Origin of the sequence: Streptomyces bottropensis ATCC 25435 (genome assembly GCF_000383595.1) — a bacterium.
Taxonomy (GTDB): Bacteria; Actinomycetota; Actinomycetes; order Streptomycetales; family Streptomycetaceae; genus Streptomyces; species Streptomyces bottropensis.
Genome location: NZ_KB911581.1, coordinates 1,261,738 through 1,280,139, shown reverse-complemented (window position 1 = coordinate 1,280,139; position 18,402 = coordinate 1,261,738). Strand labels below are relative to the sequence as shown.

At 72.7% G+C, this 18,402-nt stretch carries 16 protein-coding genes; 10 read left to right on the top strand and 6 right to left on the bottom strand.

The window, feature by feature from the left end:
• The first annotated feature begins 42 nt into the window (after positions 1 to 42).
• Positions 43 to 609 (top strand): TetR/AcrR family transcriptional regulator, encoded by a 567-nt coding sequence (locus STRBO_RS0105800; RefSeq protein ID WP_005480911.1) that lies wholly within the window; start codon positions 43 to 45, stop codon positions 607 to 609.
• Between the two features lie 181 nt (positions 610 to 790).
• Here the strand turns inward: STRBO_RS0105800 and STRBO_RS0105795 are convergent, their stop codons facing one another.
• Positions 791 to 1,795 (bottom strand): DeoR/GlpR family DNA-binding transcription regulator, encoded by a 1,005-nt coding sequence (locus tag STRBO_RS0105795; RefSeq protein WP_005480912.1) that lies wholly within the window; start codon positions 1,793 to 1,795, stop codon positions 791 to 793.
• A 137-nt stretch (positions 1,796 to 1,932) separates the two neighbouring features.
• Positions 1,933 to 3,378 (bottom strand): NAD(P)H-quinone dehydrogenase, encoded by a 1,446-nt coding sequence (locus tag STRBO_RS0105790; protein ID WP_005480913.1) that lies wholly within the window; start codon positions 3,376 to 3,378, stop codon positions 1,933 to 1,935.
• Positions 3,379 to 3,547: 169 nt separating this feature from the next.
• Here STRBO_RS0105790 and STRBO_RS0105785 point away from each other — a divergent pair, with 169 nt between their 5' ends.
• The 3 genes from STRBO_RS0105785 to STRBO_RS0105775 all read left to right on the top strand — a co-directional run bounded on the left by STRBO_RS0105785 (position 3,548) and on the right by STRBO_RS0105775 (position 6,823).
• The gene (locus STRBO_RS0105785) at positions 3,548 to 3,985 is read left to right on the top strand and encodes a gamma-glutamylcyclotransferase family protein (protein WP_005480914.1); all 438 of its coding nucleotides are present in this window, start codon (positions 3,548 to 3,550) and stop codon (positions 3,983 to 3,985) included.
• 128 nt (positions 3,986 to 4,113) lie between these two features.
• Entirely contained in the window at positions 4,114 to 4,938 is an 825-nt protein-coding gene (locus STRBO_RS0105780; RefSeq protein WP_005480915.1) for a purine-nucleoside phosphorylase, read from the top strand.
• A 253-nt stretch (positions 4,939 to 5,191) separates the two neighbouring features.
• Positions 5,192 to 6,823, top strand: a complete 1,632-nt coding sequence (locus STRBO_RS0105775) for a phospho-sugar mutase (protein WP_005480916.1) — start codon at positions 5,192 to 5,194, stop codon at positions 6,821 to 6,823.
• A gap of 85 nt (positions 6,824 to 6,908) precedes the next feature.
• On the opposite strand, the gene STRBO_RS0105770 is transcribed toward STRBO_RS0105775, so the two are convergent.
• Together STRBO_RS0105770 and STRBO_RS0105765 are read right to left on the bottom strand one after the other, a co-directional pair.
• On the bottom strand, positions 6,909 to 8,744 hold the full coding sequence (locus STRBO_RS0105770) for a hypothetical protein (protein WP_005480917.1): 1,836 nt from the start codon (positions 8,742 to 8,744) through the stop codon (positions 6,909 to 6,911).
• Between the two features lie 408 nt (positions 8,745 to 9,152).
• A complete protein-coding gene (locus tag STRBO_RS0105765; protein WP_381234697.1) occupies positions 9,153 to 9,893 on the bottom strand; it encodes a PH domain-containing protein in 741 nt (246 codons plus the stop codon).
• Between the two features lie 376 nt (positions 9,894 to 10,269).
• Between STRBO_RS0105765 and deoC the strand changes: the two genes are divergently transcribed.
• From deoC to STRBO_RS0105745, 3 genes are read left to right on the top strand one after another with little or no spacing between them, the layout of a single operon-like run.
• Positions 10,270 to 11,223, top strand: a complete 954-nt coding sequence (gene deoC / locus STRBO_RS0105755; RefSeq protein ID WP_020113907.1) for a deoxyribose-phosphate aldolase — start codon at positions 10,270 to 10,272, stop codon at positions 11,221 to 11,223.
• Between the two features lie 5 nt (positions 11,224 to 11,228).
• Positions 11,229 to 12,665 carry an aldehyde dehydrogenase family protein gene (locus tag STRBO_RS0105750; RefSeq protein WP_005480923.1) on the top strand — a complete coding sequence of 479 codons (1,437 nt, stop codon included), beginning with the start codon at positions 11,229 to 11,231 and terminating at the stop codon, positions 12,663 to 12,665.
• Complete coding sequence (locus tag STRBO_RS0105745) at positions 12,658 to 13,545, top strand: aldehyde dehydrogenase family protein (protein WP_005480924.1); 888 nt, start codon at positions 12,658 to 12,660, stop codon at positions 13,543 to 13,545. Before STRBO_RS0105750 ends, STRBO_RS0105745 begins: the two co-directional genes overlap by 8 nt.
• A gap of 88 nt (positions 13,546 to 13,633) precedes the next feature.
• On the opposite strand, the gene STRBO_RS0105740 is transcribed toward STRBO_RS0105745, so the two are convergent.
• Positions 13,634 to 14,047: a hypothetical protein gene (locus STRBO_RS0105740; RefSeq protein WP_020113906.1), complete on the bottom strand. Its 414-nt coding sequence runs from the start codon at positions 14,045 to 14,047 to the stop codon at positions 13,634 to 13,636.
• 143 nt (positions 14,048 to 14,190) lie between these two features.
• Here STRBO_RS0105740 and STRBO_RS0105735 point away from each other — a divergent pair, with 143 nt between their 5' ends.
• The gene (locus tag STRBO_RS0105735) at positions 14,191 to 14,820 is read left to right on the top strand and encodes a uridine kinase family protein (RefSeq protein WP_005480928.1); all 630 of its coding nucleotides are present in this window, start codon (positions 14,191 to 14,193) and stop codon (positions 14,818 to 14,820) included.
• 228 nt (positions 14,821 to 15,048) lie between these two features.
• Here STRBO_RS0105735 and STRBO_RS0105730 read toward each other — a convergent pair whose 3' ends face one another.
• Entirely contained in the window at positions 15,049 to 15,816 is a 768-nt protein-coding gene (locus STRBO_RS0105730; RefSeq protein ID WP_005480929.1) for a SigE family RNA polymerase sigma factor, read from the bottom strand.
• A gap of 305 nt (positions 15,817 to 16,121) precedes the next feature.
• On the opposite strand from STRBO_RS0105730, the gene afsQ1 reads away from it, so the two are divergent.
• Together afsQ1 and STRBO_RS0105720 are read left to right on the top strand one after the other, a co-directional pair.
• Positions 16,122 to 16,799 (top strand): two-component system response regulator AfsQ1, encoded by a 678-nt coding sequence (afsQ1, locus tag STRBO_RS0105725; protein WP_013001223.1) that lies wholly within the window; start codon positions 16,122 to 16,124, stop codon positions 16,797 to 16,799.
• Positions 16,796 to 18,397, top strand: coding sequence for an ATP-binding protein (locus STRBO_RS0105720; RefSeq protein WP_028796482.1), 1,602 nt, complete (start codon positions 16,796 to 16,798; stop codon positions 18,395 to 18,397). The genes afsQ1 and STRBO_RS0105720 overlap by 4 nt, the downstream gene beginning before the upstream one ends.
• The last annotated feature ends 5 nt before the right edge of the window (positions 18,398 to 18,402 follow it).

The following is an 18,402-nucleotide window of genomic DNA, read 5'->3' as shown; positions in this document are numbered from 1 at the left end:
CCGGCCCAGGCTTCGGCGGAGACCCCCGCAGGGGCCCGCCCGATGCGGGCCGACGCCCGCCGCAACCGCGACCGCCTGCTCACGGAGGCCCGTCTCGCCTTCGCGGCCCACGGGACGTCCGCCTCGCTGGAGGACATCGCCCGCCGCGCGGACGTGGGCATCGGCACCCTGTACCGCCACTTCCCCAACCGCCAGGCCCTCCTCGGCGCGGTCTTCGAGGAGGCCGTCGGCGACCTGCTGGCCCGGGCCCGCGAGCAACTCGACGCGGCCCAGCCCTGCACCGCACTCGTCTCCTGGCTGCGCGACATCATCACCCATGCGGGCGAATACCGAGGTCTGGCCCAGGCCCTGATGACGGTCTCGTACGCGGACTCCCGGGCCGCGGACGAGAACACCTCGGACCTGGCCCGGTGCTGCGCCCCCATCCGGGAGGCGGGCACCGCCCTGCTCCGGCGGGCGCAACGGGCCCACACGGTGCGCGAGGACGTGTCGATCGGTGACCTGCTCCAGCTCACCCACGCGATCGCGCTGGCGGCCGAGGAGACCCCGGACGACCCGGACCTGGCCGACCGTCTGCTGACGCTCACCCTGCGCGGCCTGAAACCCTGACGGCCCTACGGCCCCTACCGACCCGCCGCCCGGCGCCGAAGCGGCGCGGGGAGAGCGGCGTGACGGGGCGCCGCCACCGGACCGTTCGAGAGGCCCGCCGGACGACGTGCGGCATCACCCGGAGGCAGGCGGGACCCGCCTGCGACGTACACGCGGTGCCACATGCGCGTACGGCAGGCCCCTACCGGCGCCGCAGGTCCGCGACCCGCGCCGCCCTCTCCCGCTCCCGTTCACCGACCGGCGGCTGGTCCCCCAGGACCGTGGCGGTGCGCAACTGCGGCGCGGTGCCGTGGACCTGGTTGCGGCGAGGACCCGGAAGGGGCACGTCCCGGCGCGAGGGGCGCGCCGGGACGGGATCGCCGCCGGCACCGCCGCCCGCCGCTCCGGCCACGGAGATCTGCACACCCTGATCGGCCAGGGCCTGCAGCTCGGTGACCGCGCGGTCGTCGTGGCCGGGCGGGTCGTCGGTGACCAGCCGGGTGACCACATCGGTCGGCACCGTCTGGAACATCGTGTCGGTGCCGAGCTTGGTGTGATCGGCGAGGACGACGACCTCGGCGGCGGCCTGGACCAGCGCGCGGTCGACCGAGGCCGACAGCATGTTGGACGTGGACAGGCCGCGCTCTGCGGTCAGTCCGCTCCCGGAGAGGAAGGCCTTGGACACGCGCAGCCCCTGGAGGGACTGCTCGGCGCCGGAGCCGACCAGGGCGTAGTTGGAACCGCGCAGGGTGCCGCCGGTCATCACGACCTCCACACGGTTGGCATGGGCCAGCGCCTGGGCCACCAGCAGGGAGTTGGTGACGACGGTCAGCCCGGGGACCCGCGCGAGCCGGCGTGCCAGCTCCTGCGTGGTGGTCCCCGCCCCGACCACGATGGCCTCGCCTTCTTCGACGAAGCTCGCGGCGAGGTCGGCGATGGCCGTCTTCTCGGCGGTCGCGAGATGAGACTTCTGCGGAAAGCCGGACTCTCGCGTGAACCCGCCCGGCAGTACCGCACCGCCGTGCCGGCGGTCGAGGAGCCCTTCTGCCTCCAGAGCGCGCACGTCCCGCCGTACGGTCACTTCGGAGGTCTGGACGACGCGGGCGAGCTCACGGAGCGACACGGCTCCATTGGCCCGCACCATTTCGAGGATCAATTGGCGACGTTCTGCAGCGAACACGAAACTGACAGTAACGCCAACGACCATCTGCTTTCAGCAGTTTGCGCCGAATAGCAGAAGTTGTTCGCAGGGTGGGGCGAGGAGTGATATAGGGGCCATCCGGGACGGAATGTGCCGGACAGGCCGCTCCGGTGCGGCCCGTCCGGCGACCGCCGGAGCACCTGTCAGACGCCGCCGGCCTTTCGCGTGTGGAGCTGGCGCGCCACCTCGGCGATCGAACCCGACAGGGACGGGTACACGGTGAAGGCGTTCGCGATCTGTTCGACGGTCAGGTTGTTGTCGACCGCGATCGAGATGGGGTGGATCAGCTCCGAGGCACGCGGGGCGACCACGACACCGCCCACGACGATGCCGGTGCCCGGACGGCAGAAGATCTTGACGAAGCCGTCCCGGATGCCCTGCATCTTGGCGCGCGGGTTGCGCAGCAGCGGCAGCTTCACCCCGACGGCCTCGATGACCCCGGTGTCCAGGTCGGCCTGGGTGTAGCCGACGGTGGCGATCTCGGGGTCGGTGAAGACGTTGGACGAGACGGTCTTCAGGTTCAGCGGGGCCACCGCGTCGCCGAGGAAGTGGTACATGGCGATACGGCCCTGCATGGCGGCCACGGAGGCGAGCGCGAAGACACCGGTCACGTCACCGGCGGCGTACACGCCGGGCGCACTCGTCCGGGAGACCTTGTCGGTCCAGATGTGCCCGGAGTCCTTGACCTTGACCCCGGCCTCCTCCAGGCCCATGCCCGCGCTGTTGGGGATGGCGCCGACGGCCATCAGACAGTGCGAGCCGCTGATGACCCGCCCGTCCGCGAGCGTCACCTCGACCCGGTCGCCCACCCGTTTGGCGGACTGGGCCCGGGAGCGCGCCATGACGTTCATCCCGCGCCGCCGGAACACGTCCTCCAGGACGGCGGCGGCGTCCGGGTCCTCGCCCGGCAGGACGCGGTCGCGGCTGGAGACGAGCGTGACGCGGGACCCCAGCGCCTGGTACGCGCCGGCGAACTCGGCACCGGTGACACCGGACCCGACGACGATCAGTTCCTCGGGAAGTTCGTCGAGGTCGTAGACCTGCGTCCAGTTGAGGATGCGCTCGCCGTCGGGCTGCGCGTCGGGCACCTCGCGCGGATGGGCGCCGGTGGCGATGAGCACCGCGTCGGCGGTGAGCGTCTCCTCGGACCCGTCGGCGGCGCGCACCACGACCTTGCGCGACCCGTCGAGATCCTGCTGCCCCTGCAGCCGGCCGCGCCCGCGCATCACCCGCGCGCCGGCGCGCGTCACGGACGCCGTGATGTCGTGCGACTGCGCCAGCGCGAGCCGCTTCACACGCCGGTTGACCTTGCCGAGGTCGACCCCGACGACACGCGCGGGCGTGTCGATGTGGGGAGTGTCGTCGGCGACGATGATCCCCAGCTCCTCGTAGGAGGAGTCGAAGGTGGTCATCACCTCGGCCGTCGCGATGAGGGTCTTCGACGGCACGCAGTCGGTCAGCACCGACGCCCCGCCCAGACCGTCGCAGTCCACGACGGTCACCTCCGCGCCGAGCTGCGCGGCCACCAGCGCCGCCTCATAGCCGCCGGGTCCGCCACCGATGATCACGATCCGAGTCACGTACCCCATTGTCCCGTACGGACGCGGGTCGCACGCCCCCGGGGTGCGGGGCGCCCCGCACGGGGCGCGGGGAACCGCGCGACCAGCCACAACCGACCCGCACCCGCCGAACCACAGGCACCCCCCGCCCCATCAGGCGCCCGGCCCCCCGAGCGGAGCGCTCCCGTACCCTCTCCCCATGTCGCTCTACGCCGCCTACGCCGGCAACCTGGACTCGCGTCTGATGTCCCGCCGCGCCCCCCACTCCCCGCAGCGCGCAACCGGCTGGCTGAACGACTGGCGGCTGACCTTCGGCGGCGAGCACATGGGCTGGGAGGGCGCGCTGGCCACGGTCGTGGAGGCACCGCGCTCCCAGGTCTTCGTGGCGCTGTACGACATCGCCCCCATGGACGAGGACGCGATGGACCGCTGGGTCGGCGTCGGCCTGGACATATACCGCCGGATGCGCGTCCGCGTCCACACCCTGGACGGCGAGGAGCCGGCCTGGGTCTACGTCCTCAACGGCTACGAGGGCGGGCTGCCCTCGGCCCGCTACCTGGGCGAGGTGGCGGACGCGGCGGAGTCGGCGGGCGCACCCCACGACTACGTGATGGAACTGCGCAAACGCCCCTGCTGAGCGAGTGGCCGGGGGCCGCGGAGCCGGTCCCGCGCCCGGTCCCGCCGTTGGAAACGACAAGGCAACGATCCCGATCCGGAGCGCCTCGTCATCTACGCGCGTAGGCCCAAACCGGATACCCTCGTCGCGTGAACGCATCTCTTCTTCCGGACGACATCCAGGGCGACCCGTACGCCGCCGCCGACGCCGCCGCCGCGCGCCTGCGCGAGCTGACGGGCGCCGAGACCCACGACGTCGCGCTTGTGATGGGCTCCGGCTGGGCCCCGGCCGTGGACGCGCTCGGCGCCCCCGAGGCCGAGTTCCAGGTCACCGAGCTGCCCGGCTTCCCGCCGCCGGCGGTCGAGGGCCACGGCGGCAAGGTCCGCTCGTACCGGATCGGCGGCAAGCGGGCGCTCGTCTTCCTGGGCCGCACCCACTACTACGAGGGCCGCGGTGTCGCCGCGGTGGCGCACGGCGTCCGTACCGCCGTCGCAGCCGGGGTGAAGACGATCGTCCTCACCAACGGCTGCGGCGGTCTCCGTGAGGGCATGCGTCCCGGCCAGCCGGTCCTGATCAGCGACCACCTCAACCTGACGGCGACGTCGCCGATCGTCGGCGCGAACTTCGTCGACCTCACGGACCTGTACTCCCCGCGTCTGCGCGCCCTGTGCAAGGAGATCGACCCCTCGCTGGAGGAGGGCGTCTACGCGCAGTTCACGGGCCCCCACTACGAGACCCCGGCGGAGATCCGGATGGCCCGTGTGATCGGCGCGGACCTGGTCGGCATGTCCACGGTCCTGGAGGCCATCGCCGCGCGCGAGGCCGGTGCCGAGATCCTGGGCATCTCGCTGGTGACCAACCTGGCGGCCGGCATGACGGGCGAGCCCCTGAACCACGAAGAGGTCCTCCAGGCGGGCCGCGACTCGGCGACGCGGATGGGTGAGCTGCTGACGCGGGTGCTCGGTCGGCTGTAGCGCGATACGGCTCGGGGCCGCGGGTTCATCGGCGGGTGCGGGTGGGTGGGGCTTCTCGCGCGGTTCCCCGCGTCCCTTGAGGGCCCATGGCCCTTTCGGGGCCGAAGGCACAGGGGGCCCAGCCCCTGCTTTTCAGGGGCGCGGCGCGGGGAACCGCGCGACCAGCCCCCACCCACCCGCACCCGACAACGCACCCCCTCCGGGACAATCGAACGCACCCACGGACAAAGAACGACACGAGAGGTTGACCCCCGTGCACGACGACCTGATCGCCCGCGCCAAGGCGTGGCTGGCCGAGGACCCCGATCCGGACACCCGGGACGAACTCGGCGGGCTGATCGACGCGGCGGACACGGCGGAGCTGACCGCCCGTTTCTCCGGCACCCTCCAGTTCGGCACCGCGGGCCTGCGCGGCGAACTCGGCGCCGGCCCCATGCGCATGAACCGCTCGGTCGTCATCCGCGCCGCCGCGGGCCTCGCCGCGTACCTGACCAAGCAGGGCGCGGGCGGCGGCCTCGTCGTCATCGGCTACGACGCCCGGCACAAGTCCGCCGACTTCGCCCGCGACACGGCCGCCGTGATGACCGGCGCGGGCCTGCGCGCGGCCGTCCTACCCCGCCCGCTGCCCACGCCCGTCCTGGCCTTCGCCATAAGGCACCTGGGCGCTGTCGCCGGCGTGGAGGTCACGGCCAGCCACAACCCGCCCCGCGACAACGGCTACAAGGTCTACCTGGGCGACGGCTCCCAGATCGTGCCCCCGGCCGATGCCGGGATCGCGGCCGAGATCGACGCCGTACGGTCCCTGGACGACGTCCCCCGCCCCGACACCGGCTGGCAGACCCTCGACGACAGCGTCCTGGACGCGTACCTGGCCCGTACGGACGCGGTCCTCTCGCCCGGTTCCCCCCGCACCGCCCGCACGGTCTACACGGCCATGCACGGTGTCGGAAAGGAAACCCTGCTGGCGGCGTTCGCCCGCGCGGGCTTCCCGGAGCCCGTCCTGGTCGCCGAGCAGGCGGATCCGGACCCGGAGTTCCCGACGGTCGCCTTCCCCAACCCGGAGGAGCCCGGGGCGATGGACCTCGCCTTCGCGAAGGCCCGCGAGACGGACCCCGACCTGATCGTCGCGAACGACCCGGACGCCGACCGCTGCGCCGCGGCGGTCCGGGACGGCGCCGACTGGCGGATGCTGCGGGGCGACGAGGTGGGCGCGCTCCTCGCCGCCCACCTGGTCGCGCGCGGCGTCCAGGGCACCTTCGCCGAGTCGATCGTCTCCTCCTCGCTCCTCGGCCGTATCGCCGAGAAGGCGGGCCTGCCCCACGAGGAGACCCTCACCGGCTTCAAGTGGATCGCCCGCGTCGAGGGCCTGCGCTACGGCTACGAGGAGGCCCTCGGCTACTGCGTCGACCCCGAGGGCGTCCGGGACAAGGATGGCATCACGGCGGCCCTCCTCATCACGGAACTCGCCTCGCGGCTGAAGGAGGAGGGCCGCACCCTCCCCGACCTGCTGGACGACCTCGCCGTCGAGCACGGCCTGCACGCCACCGACCAGCTCTCGGTCCGCGTCGAGGATCTGTCGGTCATCGCCCGAGCCATGGAGCGGCTCCGTGAGCGGCCCCCGACCACCCTCGCGGGCCTCGCCGTCACCACGGCCGAGGACCTCACCCGGGGCACCGACAGCCTTCCGCCCACGGACGGCCTGCGGTACACCCTCGACGGCGCCCGTGTGATCGTCCGCCCGAGCGGCACCGAGCCCAAGCTGAAGTGCTACCTGGAGGTCGTGGTGCCGGTGGCCGACCACGCCGGTCTCCCGGCGGCCCGCGCGAAGGCGACCGACCTGCTGGCCGGGATCAAGCGGGACCTGTCGGCGGCGGCCGGCATCTGATGGCCGACGTGTGACGGGGCCCCGGCTGGATCACCAGCCGGGGCCCCGCGCCGTTCTCACCCGGCGATCCGGCCGCGCCACCGCCCTACGGCGCCAGCACCAGCACCGCCGCCCAGGCCACGGCCAGCACCACGCCCAGCGGCCACAACGGCATCCCCCGGCCCGGGTACTCCCCCTCGGGCCGCAGCGCGGGCTCCCGCCACATGGCGGTGATCTCGGCCGCGGTCCGCTCGTAGGGATGGACCAGGCGCAGCTTCCGCTCCAGTCGGCGCCAGCGTTCCGACCGCACGGACCAGGGCGTGAACGACTCCTGGCGGCTGTCCACCGTCAGTACCGCACCGGCGCACCGGACCGTCATGAGGTCGTCCCACTCGATGTGCCGGTCCCGGCGCCAGCCGCTCAGCCAGAGGCCCGCGCGGTCGGCGGTGATGCGCCAGGCCAGCTGCTGGGGCAGCGTCAGGACGCCGAAGAGGCCGACCAGACCTGCGAGGACGGACCACACCAGGCCGTCCGCGTACAGCCCGATGGCCGCGACCACGACGATCGTCAGGAGAGCGGCGGCCCCGTCGGCCCAACCCGCCCGCCAGCGTCGTACGGGTACCGGCTCGTCGCCCAGCCGCTGCCTGCTCCGGGCGGCGGCGGTGGCCCGCAGCTCCTCGTGGACCGCGCTCCGCCTGGCCCTGGCCCGCTGCGCGGCGCCCCGGCGCCGCACGGCGCGGGCGGACAGGGGGCGCACCGGGCCGCTGGACGACTCGACGACGAGTTCCGTCGGCGCCCCGCTCCCGGCCGTGTCCGTGCCGTCCCGCTCCTCCGGCTTCCGCAGGTCCGGCTGCCCCTCGGACCCGTCCAGCTGCTCGGACCCGTCCAGTTGCTCGGGCGCGTCCGGCTCCTCGGGCGCGTCCGGCCTCTCCGCCGCGCTGACGATCACGATCTCGGCGCCCTCGTGGGGCGGCCCGTACAGCACGGCCTCGCGCAGGGGGCCGGGCTGCCCGTCGTCATCGTCGGCGAACTCGATCGCGTCGAGGAGTTCGTCCCGCTCGTCCCGCTCCGCGGCTCCCTCGGAGGCGTCGTCCTCCTCGGACTCCTCCTCGCCGTCGTCGTACCACTCCTCGGCCGCGACGGTGAACAGCGGTCGCCGCGCCTCCACGTCGTCGGCGGCGAAGACCTCCGCGTCCCCGTCGGCGCCGTCGCGCACGAGCACCCGCAGCACCGGCACGGGAGCACGTCGCAGCGTGGCGGCGCGGCGGCGGCCCAGCCATCCGGAGAGCAGCGCGGTGAGCCCCCAGCCGACGACGAACCAGCCGACGAGCGTGACCCCGTCCCGGTCGGTGGCGCCGTCCCGGCCGGAGACAAGGGTGAGCAGTCCCGCGCCGAGCAGGGCCAGAAGGAGCCCGGCCCCCATGAGGAACCGGCCGCGCCGCGCCGGCCCCGCCCCGTCCGGCACGGTGGCGGTCGCACCCTCGGCGGCCGCCACGGCCCACTGCCGCTGCAGCCCGCGCTTGCTCAGCCGGATCTCGGCGGCGGCCCAGGTGAAGGTCAGGGCGGTGAGGCCCAGCAGGGTCGGCACGTCGTGCGATCCCCCGCGCCAGGCCAGCAGGAGCATGAGCAGGGGCGCCGAGAACCGTACGACCTCGGGCCTGACCAGGGTCCACACCAGTTGCAGGGGGACCAGCACGGCGAGGGCGGCGGGGATCTCCGCGAAGTTCGCCAGCCAGAAGCCGATGACGAGGCCGCCCGGGACCACGGCGAGCAGATGCAGGGGGCGGGTCCGGGCCGGCACCCACACGGGCGGCCGGGTCCGGGCCCATGCCTCCAGCTTGTCCCCGCTCCAGGCGACGCAGCCCTCGGGCACGGCGGTCGGGGGCAGCGGGCGCGGCACGGCGGGCCCGGCCTGCGGGCGGGGCTCAAGGTTCGTGGTCATCGGTTCGTGGACACTCCGGCCGCCGTCGTGGTTACGCCGTTCGTCGCGCGCGATCCGACGCGATCCGGGTGGGACCAAGCTGTGAAGGCGGGACGCACGGGCACGTTCCGGACCAACCCACCCGGATCGGCCGGGCGTTGGACCGTCGCGCGCTTCCCGGACGTCGCGTCCGGCGCGTTTCCCGCCACCATAGAACAGATGCCAGAAGCCGATCCGGGAAGCCTCCGACCCCGGGCGCCCTCACACTCCGCGGACACCTCCCGGGACGAGCGCGCCCCGGGCCGAGACCCGGGGATGGCGTTCGGGGGGGTCGGCCGCAGCGGTACCGGCCGCTTCCTCCCGCCGGCCGCCTCCTCCCACCGGCCGCCGGAAGTCCGGCCCCGGCCGGAAGTCCGGCCCGCGGGCCGGTCACCCGGTCGCGATCAGCACCAGCAGCAGTACGGCACCCGCCACCGCGGGCGCCACGACCTCCCAGGCCCACCGCACGCTCGGCTCGCCCTGCGACCCGAGCGCCTTCGCCCGCGCCTCGCACAGCTCCCGCAGATCGGCCATGACCTGGTCGGTCTCCGCCCGCGCGGGCCGTCCGGCCGGTCCCGCGCTCCCGCCCTTGACCGCCCGGTGCGCCTCCCGGGCCTGATGCCGGGCGGCCTTCTTCCGGCCGCGCAGCGAGACGGGGATCGCCCAGAGCTGGTACTTGGCACCACCCTGGTCGATCACCTCGTTGGTGTAACCGGAGCGCAGCGACACGACGCTCGCCCACGGCAGCTCGATCACCCGGAACGGATTGCGCACCCGCAGCCGGTCGTCGTTGGCGAACACGGCCGGGCGCACCGAGAAGGCCACCACCAGGGGGACGGCCACCAGCATGGACGCGAGTGCCAGCCAGGGCGTACGCCCCTCCCCCGACACCACCGCGTCCCCGCCGAGCCACGCGAACAGCCCGAGCAGCAGCGCTCCGCCCATCAGCCCGGCGGGCGACCGGTAGACCCGGTCCTTGTACGCGGGCACGGCGGGCTTCGACGCGGGGGCCGCCGCCGGCGCCGGAGCCTGCTCGGCCTTCGGGGTCTGCGAAGCCGTGCCGGCCTTCGCCCGCCTGCGAGCCGCCGAGGTGTGCTCCGGCTCGGGCGACGATTGATCCGAGGTGCTCATACGTCCGATTCTGCCCGACACCCCGGAGGAACTGTTCGCAGCCCACCCGGCCCGCCCCCGCACGCGCTGGAGCGGCCCGGCCCCGCGCCCGCCCCCGCGCGGCAGCGACGAACCGCGCCACCGGCCGACCGCCGCCCGCACCGCGCCCGCCGCCCCCGACCGCTCACCCGACGGCCGCACGACCACCCGCCCACGGTTCGTACGACCACCCGGCCACGGCCCGCGCGACCACGCACCCCACCGCCCGCGCTACCACCCACCCCCACGGCCCGCGCGACCACGCACTCCACCGCCCGCGCGACCGACCCGCGGGCGACCGCAAACAATCCGGGGGCTGTACACCTGCTACGCGCGTAGATATGCTCGTCTGGTGACCATGTCCACAGCTGCACCCCACGCTCTCGCCGACGTCACCGCGTCCGACAGCACGCTGCGCCGCTTCCTCCACGGGCTGCCCGGCGTCGACGCGGTCGGCCTGGAGGCGCGCGCCGCCTCGCTCGGCACCCGTTCCATCAAGACGACCGCCAAGGCGTACGCCATCGACCTGGCCATCTCCATGGTCGATCTGACGACCCTGGAAGGCGCGGACACCCCGGGCAAGGTCCGGTCCCTCGGCGCCAAGGCGGTCCTCCCCGACCCCAGTGACCGCACGGCCCCCTCGACGGCCGCGGTCTGCGTCTATCCGGACATGGTCCCCACCGCCAAGGCGGCCGTCGCCGGCTCCACCGTCAAGGTCGCCTCCGTCGCCACCGCCTTCCCGGCCGGGCGCGCCGCCCTCGCCGTGAAGCTGGCCGACGTCCACGAGGCCGTCTCCGCCGGCGCCGACGAGATCGACATGGTCATCGACCGCGGCGCGTTCCTCGCGGGGAACTACCTCAAGGTCCACGACGAGATCACCGCCGTGAAGGAGGCCTGCGGCTCCTCGGCCCGGCTCAAGGTCATCTTCGAGACCGGCGAGCTCTCGACCTACGACAACATCCGCCGCGCCAGCTGGCTCGGCATGCTCGCGGGCGCGGACTTCATCAAGACCTCGACCGGCAAGGTCGCGGTGAACGCCACCCCCGCCAACACCCTCCTGATGCTGGAGGCCGTCCGCGACTTCCGCGCCCAGAGCGGCGTCCAGGTCGGTGTGAAGCCCGCCGGCGGCATCCGCACCACCAAGGACGCGATCAAGTTCCTCGTCCTGGTCAACGAGACCGCGGGCGAGGACTGGCTGGACAACCACTGGTTCCGCTTCGGCGCGTCCTCGCTCCTCAACGACCTGCTGATGCAGCGCCAGAAGCTGGCCACCGGCCGCTACTCCGGCCCCGACTACGTGACGGTGGACTGATCCCCATGGCTTCCGCATTCGACTACGCACCGGCCCCCGAGTCCCGGGCGGTCGTGGACATCGCCCCCTCCTACGGCCTGTTCATCGACGGCGAGTTCACCGAGGCCGCCGACGGCAAGGTCTTCAAGACGGTCAGCCCCTCCTCCGAGGAGGTCCTCTCCGAGATCGCCCGCGCGGGCGAGGCGGACGTGGACCGCGCGGTGGCGGCGGCCCGCAAGGCCTTCGAGAAGTGGTCCGCGCTGCCGGGCGCGGAGCGTGCGAAGTACCTCTTCCGCATCGCCCGCATCATCCAGGAGCGCAGCCGCGAACTGGCCGTCCTGGAGACCCTGGACAACGGCAAACCCATCAAGGAGACGCGGGACGCCGACCTCCCCCTGGTCGCCGCGCACTTCTTCTACTACGCCGGCTGGGCCGACAAGCTCGACCACGCGGGCTTCGGCGCCGACCCGCGCCCCCTCGGCGTGGCGGGCCAGGTCATCCCCTGGAACTTCCCGCTCCTGATGCTGGCGTGGAAGATCGCCCCGGCGCTCGCGACGGGCAACACGGTCGTGCTGAAGCCGGCCGAGACCACTCCCCTGTCGGCGCTGTTCTTCGCGGACATCTGCCGCCAGGCGGGCCTGCCGAAGGGTGTCGTCAACATCCTCCCCGGCTACGGCGACGCGGGCGCGGCCCTGGTCGCGCACCCGGACGTGAACAAGGTCGCCTTCACGGGCTCCACGGCGGTCGGCAAGCAGATCGCGCGGACGGTCGCGGGCACCCGCAAGAAGCTGACGCTCGAACTGGGCGGCAAGGGCGCGAACATCGTCTTCGACGACGCCCCCATCGACCAGGCCGTCGAGGGCATCGTGACCGGCATCTTCTTCAACCAGGGCCAGGTCTGCTGCGCGGGCAGCCGCCTCCTGGTCCAGGAGTCGATCCAGGACGAGCTGCTCGACTCCCTGAAGCGCCGTCTGTCGACGCTCCGCCTCGGCGACCCCCTCGACAAGAACACCGACATCGGGGCGATCAACTCCGAGGAGCAGCTCACCCGGATCACCTCGCTCGTCGAGCGCGGCGAGGCCGAGGGCGCCGAGCGCTGGTCCCCCGCCTGCGAACTCCCCTCCGCGGGCTACTGGTTCGCCCCGACGCTGTTCACCAACGTCAGCCAGGCGCACACCATCGCGCGGGACGAGATCTTCGGCCCTGTCCTCTCCGTCCTCACCTTCCGCACCCCGGACGAGGCCGTCGCCAAGGCCAACAACACCCAGTACGGCCTCTCGGCGGGCATCTGGACCGAGAAGGGCTCCCGGATCCTGGCCGTCGCGAACAAGCTCCGCGCGGGCGTCGTCTGGTCCAACACGTTCAACAAGTTCGACCCGACGTCGCCGTTCGGCGGCTACAAGGAGTCGGGCTTCGGCCGCGAGGGCGGCCGCCACGGCCTGGAGGCGTACCTCGATGTCTGACCGCCTGTCTGTTTTCAAGACCTACAAGCTGTACGTCGGCGGGAAGTTCCCGCGTTCCGAGAGCGGCCGGGTGTACGAGGTGACCGACGCAAAGGGCAAGTGGCTGGCGAACGCGCCGCTCTCCTCCCGCAAGGACGCCCGTGACGCGGTCGTCGCCGCCCGCAAGGCGTTCGGCGGCTGGTCGGGCGCGACGGCGTACAACCGGGGCCAGGTCCTCTACCGCGTCGCCGAGATGCTGGAGGGCCGCAAGAGCCAGTTCGTCCACGAGGTGGCCGACGCCGAGGGCCTGTCGAAGTCGAAGGCCGCCGCCCTGGTGGAGGCGACCATCGACCGCTGGGTCTGGTACGCGGGCTGGACCGACAAGATCGCCCAGGTGGTCGGCGGCGGAAACCCGGTGGCGGGCCCGTACTTCAACATCTCCTCCCCCGAACCGACGGGCGTGGTGACGGTCCTGGCGCCGCAGGAGTCGAGCTTCCTGGGCCTGGTCTCCGTCCTGGCCCCGGTGATCGCGACCGGCAACACGGCGGTCGTGATCGCGAGCGAGAGGTCCCCCCTCCCGGCGCTGTCGCTCGGCGAGGTGCTGGCCACCTCCGACGTCCCCGGCGGCGTCGTCAACGTCCTCTCCGGCCGTACGGCGGAGATCGCGGCCCCCCTCGCCGCCCACCAGGACGTCAACGCGATCGATCTGGCCGGCGCGGACGACGTCCTGGCGAAGGAGCTGGAGATCGCCGCAGCCGACAACCTCAAGCGCGTCCTGCGTCCACAGCCTGTGGACGACTGGTCGGCGACGCCCGGCATCGACCGCATGACGGCGTTCCTGGAGACCAAGACGGTCTGGCACCCGACGGGGTCGCTGGGCGCCTCGGGTTCGGCGTACTGACCCGGAGCGCGGGCAGCCGCGGGGCCCACGGGACGGCGTCGACCGTCCGGGACCGGCCGCGCGGCTGCCCGCGCTCCTCACGGGCGGCTCAGCGCAACCCGCCCACCACCTGCCCCAGCACCGGAATGCTCCCGATCGACGGCGCCTGCGCCACCGGCCCGGTCAGGGCCGTCGACGTCAGCGGCCGGAAGTCGGCCAGCTGGGTGCCCACCCCGTTGTCGAGCGGGTCGACCCCGGTGCCCGCCAGCGGGTTGGGCTTGAGTCCCGCGACCGGCCCGGTGACGTACCCGAGCGTGCCGGTCAGGGCCTGCAGACCCGCCTGCGGGTCGACCTGGCCGAGCGAGGTGGGCCGGGTGCGCAGCACGTCGACGACCGGGACGGCGCCGTCCGCCGCGGCGGCCGTACCGGCGCCCGCGCCGAGGGCGAGCCCCGCGGTGGTGACGGCCAGCAACGCGCGCCGCGCGGAGGGGTTCTGGGAAGCCGGGAGTGAGAGTCGAGCCATCGGTGGTGCCACCTTCTCCTGTGCCGTTTTTTCCATGCGCAAAGTAATCATAGAGACACATACGGTAGTTGAGGTGTGATGTGCGCTCCAAGGGCGACCCGCCGACTCGGCGGGAGCCGCGTGATGCCTCACACTGGACTCTCGTGAGCGCGCATCCTCCGATACCGACCCGGGTCGTCCTGCTGTCCGGCCCGTCCGGCTCAGGCAAGTCCCTCCTCGCCGCCCGCTCCGGCCTGCCCGTGCTGCGGCTGGACGACTTCTACAAGGAGGGTGACGACCCGACGCTGCCGCAGGTCGCGGGCAGCACGGACATCGACTGGGACCACCCGCTGTCGTGGGACGCGGACACCGCCGTCGCGGCGATCGAGGAGCTGTGCCGCACGAGCCGTACGACCGTCCCCGCCTACGACATCTCGCTCAGCGCGCGGACCGGCGCGGAGGCCCTGGACATCGGGCGGACGCCGGTGTTCATCGCCGAGGGCATCTTCGCCGCCGAGATCGTCGGGCGCTGCCGCGAACTGGGCCTGCTGGCGGACGCGCTGTGCCTGACCCGTGGTGCGGTGACGACGTTCCGCCGCCGCTTCCTGCGCGATCTGCGCGAGGGCCGCAAGTCGGTGCCGTTCCTGCTGCGGCGCGGCTGGCGGCTGATGCGGCTGGAGCGCTCGATCGTGAACCGCCAGACGGAGTTGGGCGCCCACCCGTGCGACAGGGACGAGGCGCTGGGGCGTCTGGCGGCGGCCACCGCGGGCCACGGCGCGAGGGCGACGGCCTGAGGGCGGACCCGAGGCGGACATGAAAACGGGACTGGACGGACCCCCCGGCCCTCCAGTCCCGCTTCCCCCGTGTCCCCCGTGTTCCCCGTTGCACCGTCGTGGTCCCCCCGGACCCCGCCGGTCACCCCCCGGCCGTCACGCCGGCGCTCCCCCGCGCCACCGTGACGTCCCTCGCCTCCCCCGTGCTCCCCCCGCTTTTCCCCCGTCCCCCGTTCCCCCCGCAGACCTTCAGGCGACAAGCTCCCCGAAGGACTCCTCCTCGTCACGGCCGAAGCTGAGGACCTCGTCCTCGCGCAGCCGGCGGAGCGACCGCCAGATGCTCGACTTCACCGTGCCGACACTGATGTCGAGGATCTCCGCGATCTCCGGGTCCGTGCGGCCCTCGTAGTAACGAAGGACCAGCATCGTCCGCTGGAGTTCGGGGAGCCGGGCGAGCGCCTGCCACAGGACGGCGCGCAGTTCGGTGCCGCGCATCGCGTCCGTGTCGCCGGCCGTCTCCGGCAGCTCCTCGGTCGGGTACTCGTTCAGCTTGCGGCGACGCCACGCGCTGATGTGCAGATTGGTCATGGTGCGGCGGAGGTAGCCCCCGACCGCGGCCTTGTCACTGATCCGGTCCCAGGCCCGGTAGGTCGAGAACAGCGCGCTCTGCAGCAGGTCCTCGGCCTCGAAGCGGTCACCGGTCAGGTGGTAGGCCGTCGCGTACAGGGAGGCACGACGCTCCTGGACGTAGGCGGTGAACTCCGCCTCCGACACAGACCGGCGCTCCCCCGTGTCCTCCCCGTACGCGGTCCCCGCCGCCCCCGTTCCCCCGTGGGCGACCCCCGTGGTGCTTCCCGCCACATGCGCGTCAACCACCGACATGTACGTGGTGTGCTGACGCCCGGTGCCGCGAGCGCACCCCCGCCCGCTCACGGCACCGGACTTCTCCGTGTTCCGGACGACGTCGTGGAGACGCGTGACAACTGCGCCAGTGCTGTTGCCGTGCAGTGTGTTCATCTCGCGCCCCCCGTCGTGGACTTCCGGTCGTGGTGCTGTGCTGTGGTTCTTCGTGCTCCCCGGCTCCGCCCCTTGGTGCTGTCGGGCGGCGTTTCCTTGCCTGTGCCGAGAAGATTGCCGGTTCACCTTCATGGCCGTGTCCGCCGACTGTCACAGAGCTGTCACAGGGGTCGGGCCCAGCCGGGGCACAGGTTGATCACAGAGAAGAGTCGTACGGCTACGCGAACGGCACGATCGTGTGCGGGTGTGGGGTGGGAGCGCTCCAACGGTCGATTCGGCGCCATGCCATGGGCCAGAATGAGCCCGTGCCTTCCCTGTTGCTGATCGAGGACGACGACGCCATCCGCACGGCCCTGGAGCTCTCACTGACGCGCCAGGGGCACCGTGTCGCCACCGCCGCCACCGGCGAGGATGGCCTCAAGCTGCTGCGCGAACAGCGGCCTGATCTGATCGTTTTGGACGTGATGCTGCCTGGAATCGACGGCTTCGAGGTGTGCCGACGGATCCGGCGCACCGACCAGCTGCCGATCATCCTGCTGACGGCGCGCAGCGACGACATCGACGTCGTGGTGGGCCTGGAGTCGGGCGCGGACGACTACGTGGTCAAGCCCGTGCAGGGGAGGGTCCTGGACGCCCGTATCCGCGCGGTGCTGCGGCGCGGCGAGCGCGAGGCCAACGACGCGGCGACCTTCGGCTCCCTCGTGATCGACCGCGCGGCGATGACCGTGACGAAGAACGGCGAGGACCTCCAGCTGACGCCCACCGAGCTGCGGCTGCTGCTGGAGCTGAGCCGCCGCCCCGGACAGGCGCTGTCGCGGCAGCAGTTGCTGCGTCTGGTGTGGGAGCACGACTACCTGGGCGACTCCCGTCTGGTGGACGCGTGTGTGCAGCGGCTGCGCGCCAAGGTCGAGGACGTGCCGTCGTCGCCGACCCTGATCCGTACCGTGCGCGGCGTGGGCTACCGGTTGGACACTCCTCAGTGACGAAGGCTTCGGGGGGGATCCGCGGCTGGGCCGCGGCTCGCAGGAAAGTGCAGTCCCGGATCCGTTTCACCAGCCTGCGGCTGCGGCTGGTGGTCGTCTTCGGTCTGGTGGCGCTCACGGCCGCCGTGTCGGCGTCCGGCATCGCGTACTGGCTCAACCGCGAGGCCGTGCAGACCCGCGCGCAGGACGCGGCGCTCAACGACTTCGAGCGCGAGATGCAGAGCCATGTGAGCACGCTGCGCCCGAACCCCACACAGGACCAACTGCGCCTCGCGGCACGGAAGATGGCGGACGGCGGCGAGCGTTCCAGCGTGCTGCTGGTCGCCGAGGACGCCGACGGCCGGACGGTCTCGGGGTCCTCGACCGACAACGCGCTCGACGGGTTCTCGCTGGACGACGTGCCGGCGTCCCTGCAGAAGGCCGTCGACAAGCGGCAGAAACTCACGTCGGGCAACAAGCACGCGTACCACGTGTACTGGCAGCGGGTCATCGACGGCGACACCCCCTATCTGGTGGGCGGCGCGAAGATGATCGGCGGCGGGCCGACCGGGTACATGCGCAAGTCACTCGCCGAGGAGGCGAAGGACCTCAACTCGCTGGCCTGGTCGCTCGGGATCGCCACCGGCCTGTCGCTGATCGGCTCGGCGCTGCTCGCGCAGGCCGCCGCGACGACCGTGCTGAAGCCGGTGCAGCGCCTCGGTGTCGCCGCCCGGCGGCTCGGCGAGGGCAAGCTCGACACCCGGCTGCGTGTCTCGGGCACGGACGAACTGGCCGACCTCTCCCGGACGTTCAACCTCGCGGCGGAGTCGCTGGAGAAGAAGGTCGACGACATGAGCGCCCGCGAGGAGGCGTCCAGACGCTTCGTCGCCGACATGTCGCACGAACTCCGGACACCGCTGACGGCGATCACCGCCGTCACGGAGGTGCTGGAGGAGGAACTGGACGCCGACACCGGCAGCCTCGACCCCATGATCGAACCGGCGGTCCGGCTCGTCGTCAGCGAGACCCGGCGCCTGAACGACCTGGTCGAGAACCTGATGGAGGTCACCCGCTTCGACGCGGGCACGGCCCGTCTCGTCCTCGACGACGTGGACATCGCCGACCAGATCACCGCCTGCATCGACGCCCGCGCCTGGCTGGACGCGGTGGACCTGGACGCCGAGCGCGGCATCATCGTCAACCTCGACCCGCGCCGCCTAGACGTGATCCTGGCGAACCTGATCGGCAACGCGCTCAAGCACGGCGGTTCGCCGGTGCGTGTCTCGGTGCGCGCGGGCGACAAGAGCGACGCGGACCTGCTGATCGAGGTACGGGACCACGGCCCCGGCATCCCCGAGGACGTCCTCCCGCACGTCTTCGACCGTTTCTACAAGGCGAGCGCCTCCCGCCCCCGCTCCGAGGGCAGCGGCCTCGGCCTGTCCATCGCCCTGGAGAACGCCCACATCCACGGCGGCGGCATCACCGCCGCCAACTCCCCCGAGGGCGGTGCGGTCTTCACCCTCCGCCTGCCCCGCGACGCGGCCTCGCTGATCGCGGACGAGCGGGACGGCGAGCAGGCCGACGGCGGCCCGCAGGGCACCGAGGGGGCCGGCCTGTGACGATA

Excerpts from the sequence above, each read along its gene's own strand:
- STRBO_RS0105800 (WP_005480911.1), top strand. The coding sequence starts at position 43 with ATGCGGGCCGACGCCCGCCGCAACCGCGACCGCCTGCTCACGGAGGCC.
- STRBO_RS0105795 (WP_005480912.1), bottom strand. The coding sequence starts at position 1,795 with ATGGTCGTTGGCGTTACTGTCAGTTTCGTGTTCGCTGCAGAACGTCGC.
- STRBO_RS0105790 (WP_005480913.1), bottom strand. The coding sequence starts at position 3,378 with ATGGGGTACGTGACTCGGATCGTGATCATCGGTGGCGGACCCGGCGGC.
- STRBO_RS0105785 (WP_005480914.1), top strand. The coding sequence starts at position 3,548 with ATGTCGCTCTACGCCGCCTACGCCGGCAACCTGGACTCGCGTCTGATG.
- STRBO_RS0105770 (WP_005480917.1), bottom strand. The coding sequence starts at position 8,744 with ATGACCACGAACCTTGAGCCCCGCCCGCAGGCCGGGCCCGCCGTGCCG.
- STRBO_RS0105765 (WP_381234697.1), bottom strand. The coding sequence starts at position 9,893 with ATGAGCACCTCGGATCAATCGTCGCCCGAGCCGGAGCACACCTCGGCG.
- deoC (WP_020113907.1), top strand. The coding sequence starts at position 10,270 with ATGTCCACAGCTGCACCCCACGCTCTCGCCGACGTCACCGCGTCCGAC.
- STRBO_RS0105750 (WP_005480923.1), top strand. The coding sequence starts at position 11,229 with ATGGCTTCCGCATTCGACTACGCACCGGCCCCCGAGTCCCGGGCGGTC.
- STRBO_RS0105745 (WP_005480924.1), top strand. The coding sequence starts at position 12,658 with ATGTCTGACCGCCTGTCTGTTTTCAAGACCTACAAGCTGTACGTCGGC.
- STRBO_RS0105740 (WP_020113906.1), bottom strand. The coding sequence starts at position 14,047 with ATGGCTCGACTCTCACTCCCGGCTTCCCAGAACCCCTCCGCGCGGCGC.
- STRBO_RS0105730 (WP_005480929.1), bottom strand. The coding sequence starts at position 15,816 with ATGAACACACTGCACGGCAACAGCACTGGCGCAGTTGTCACGCGTCTC.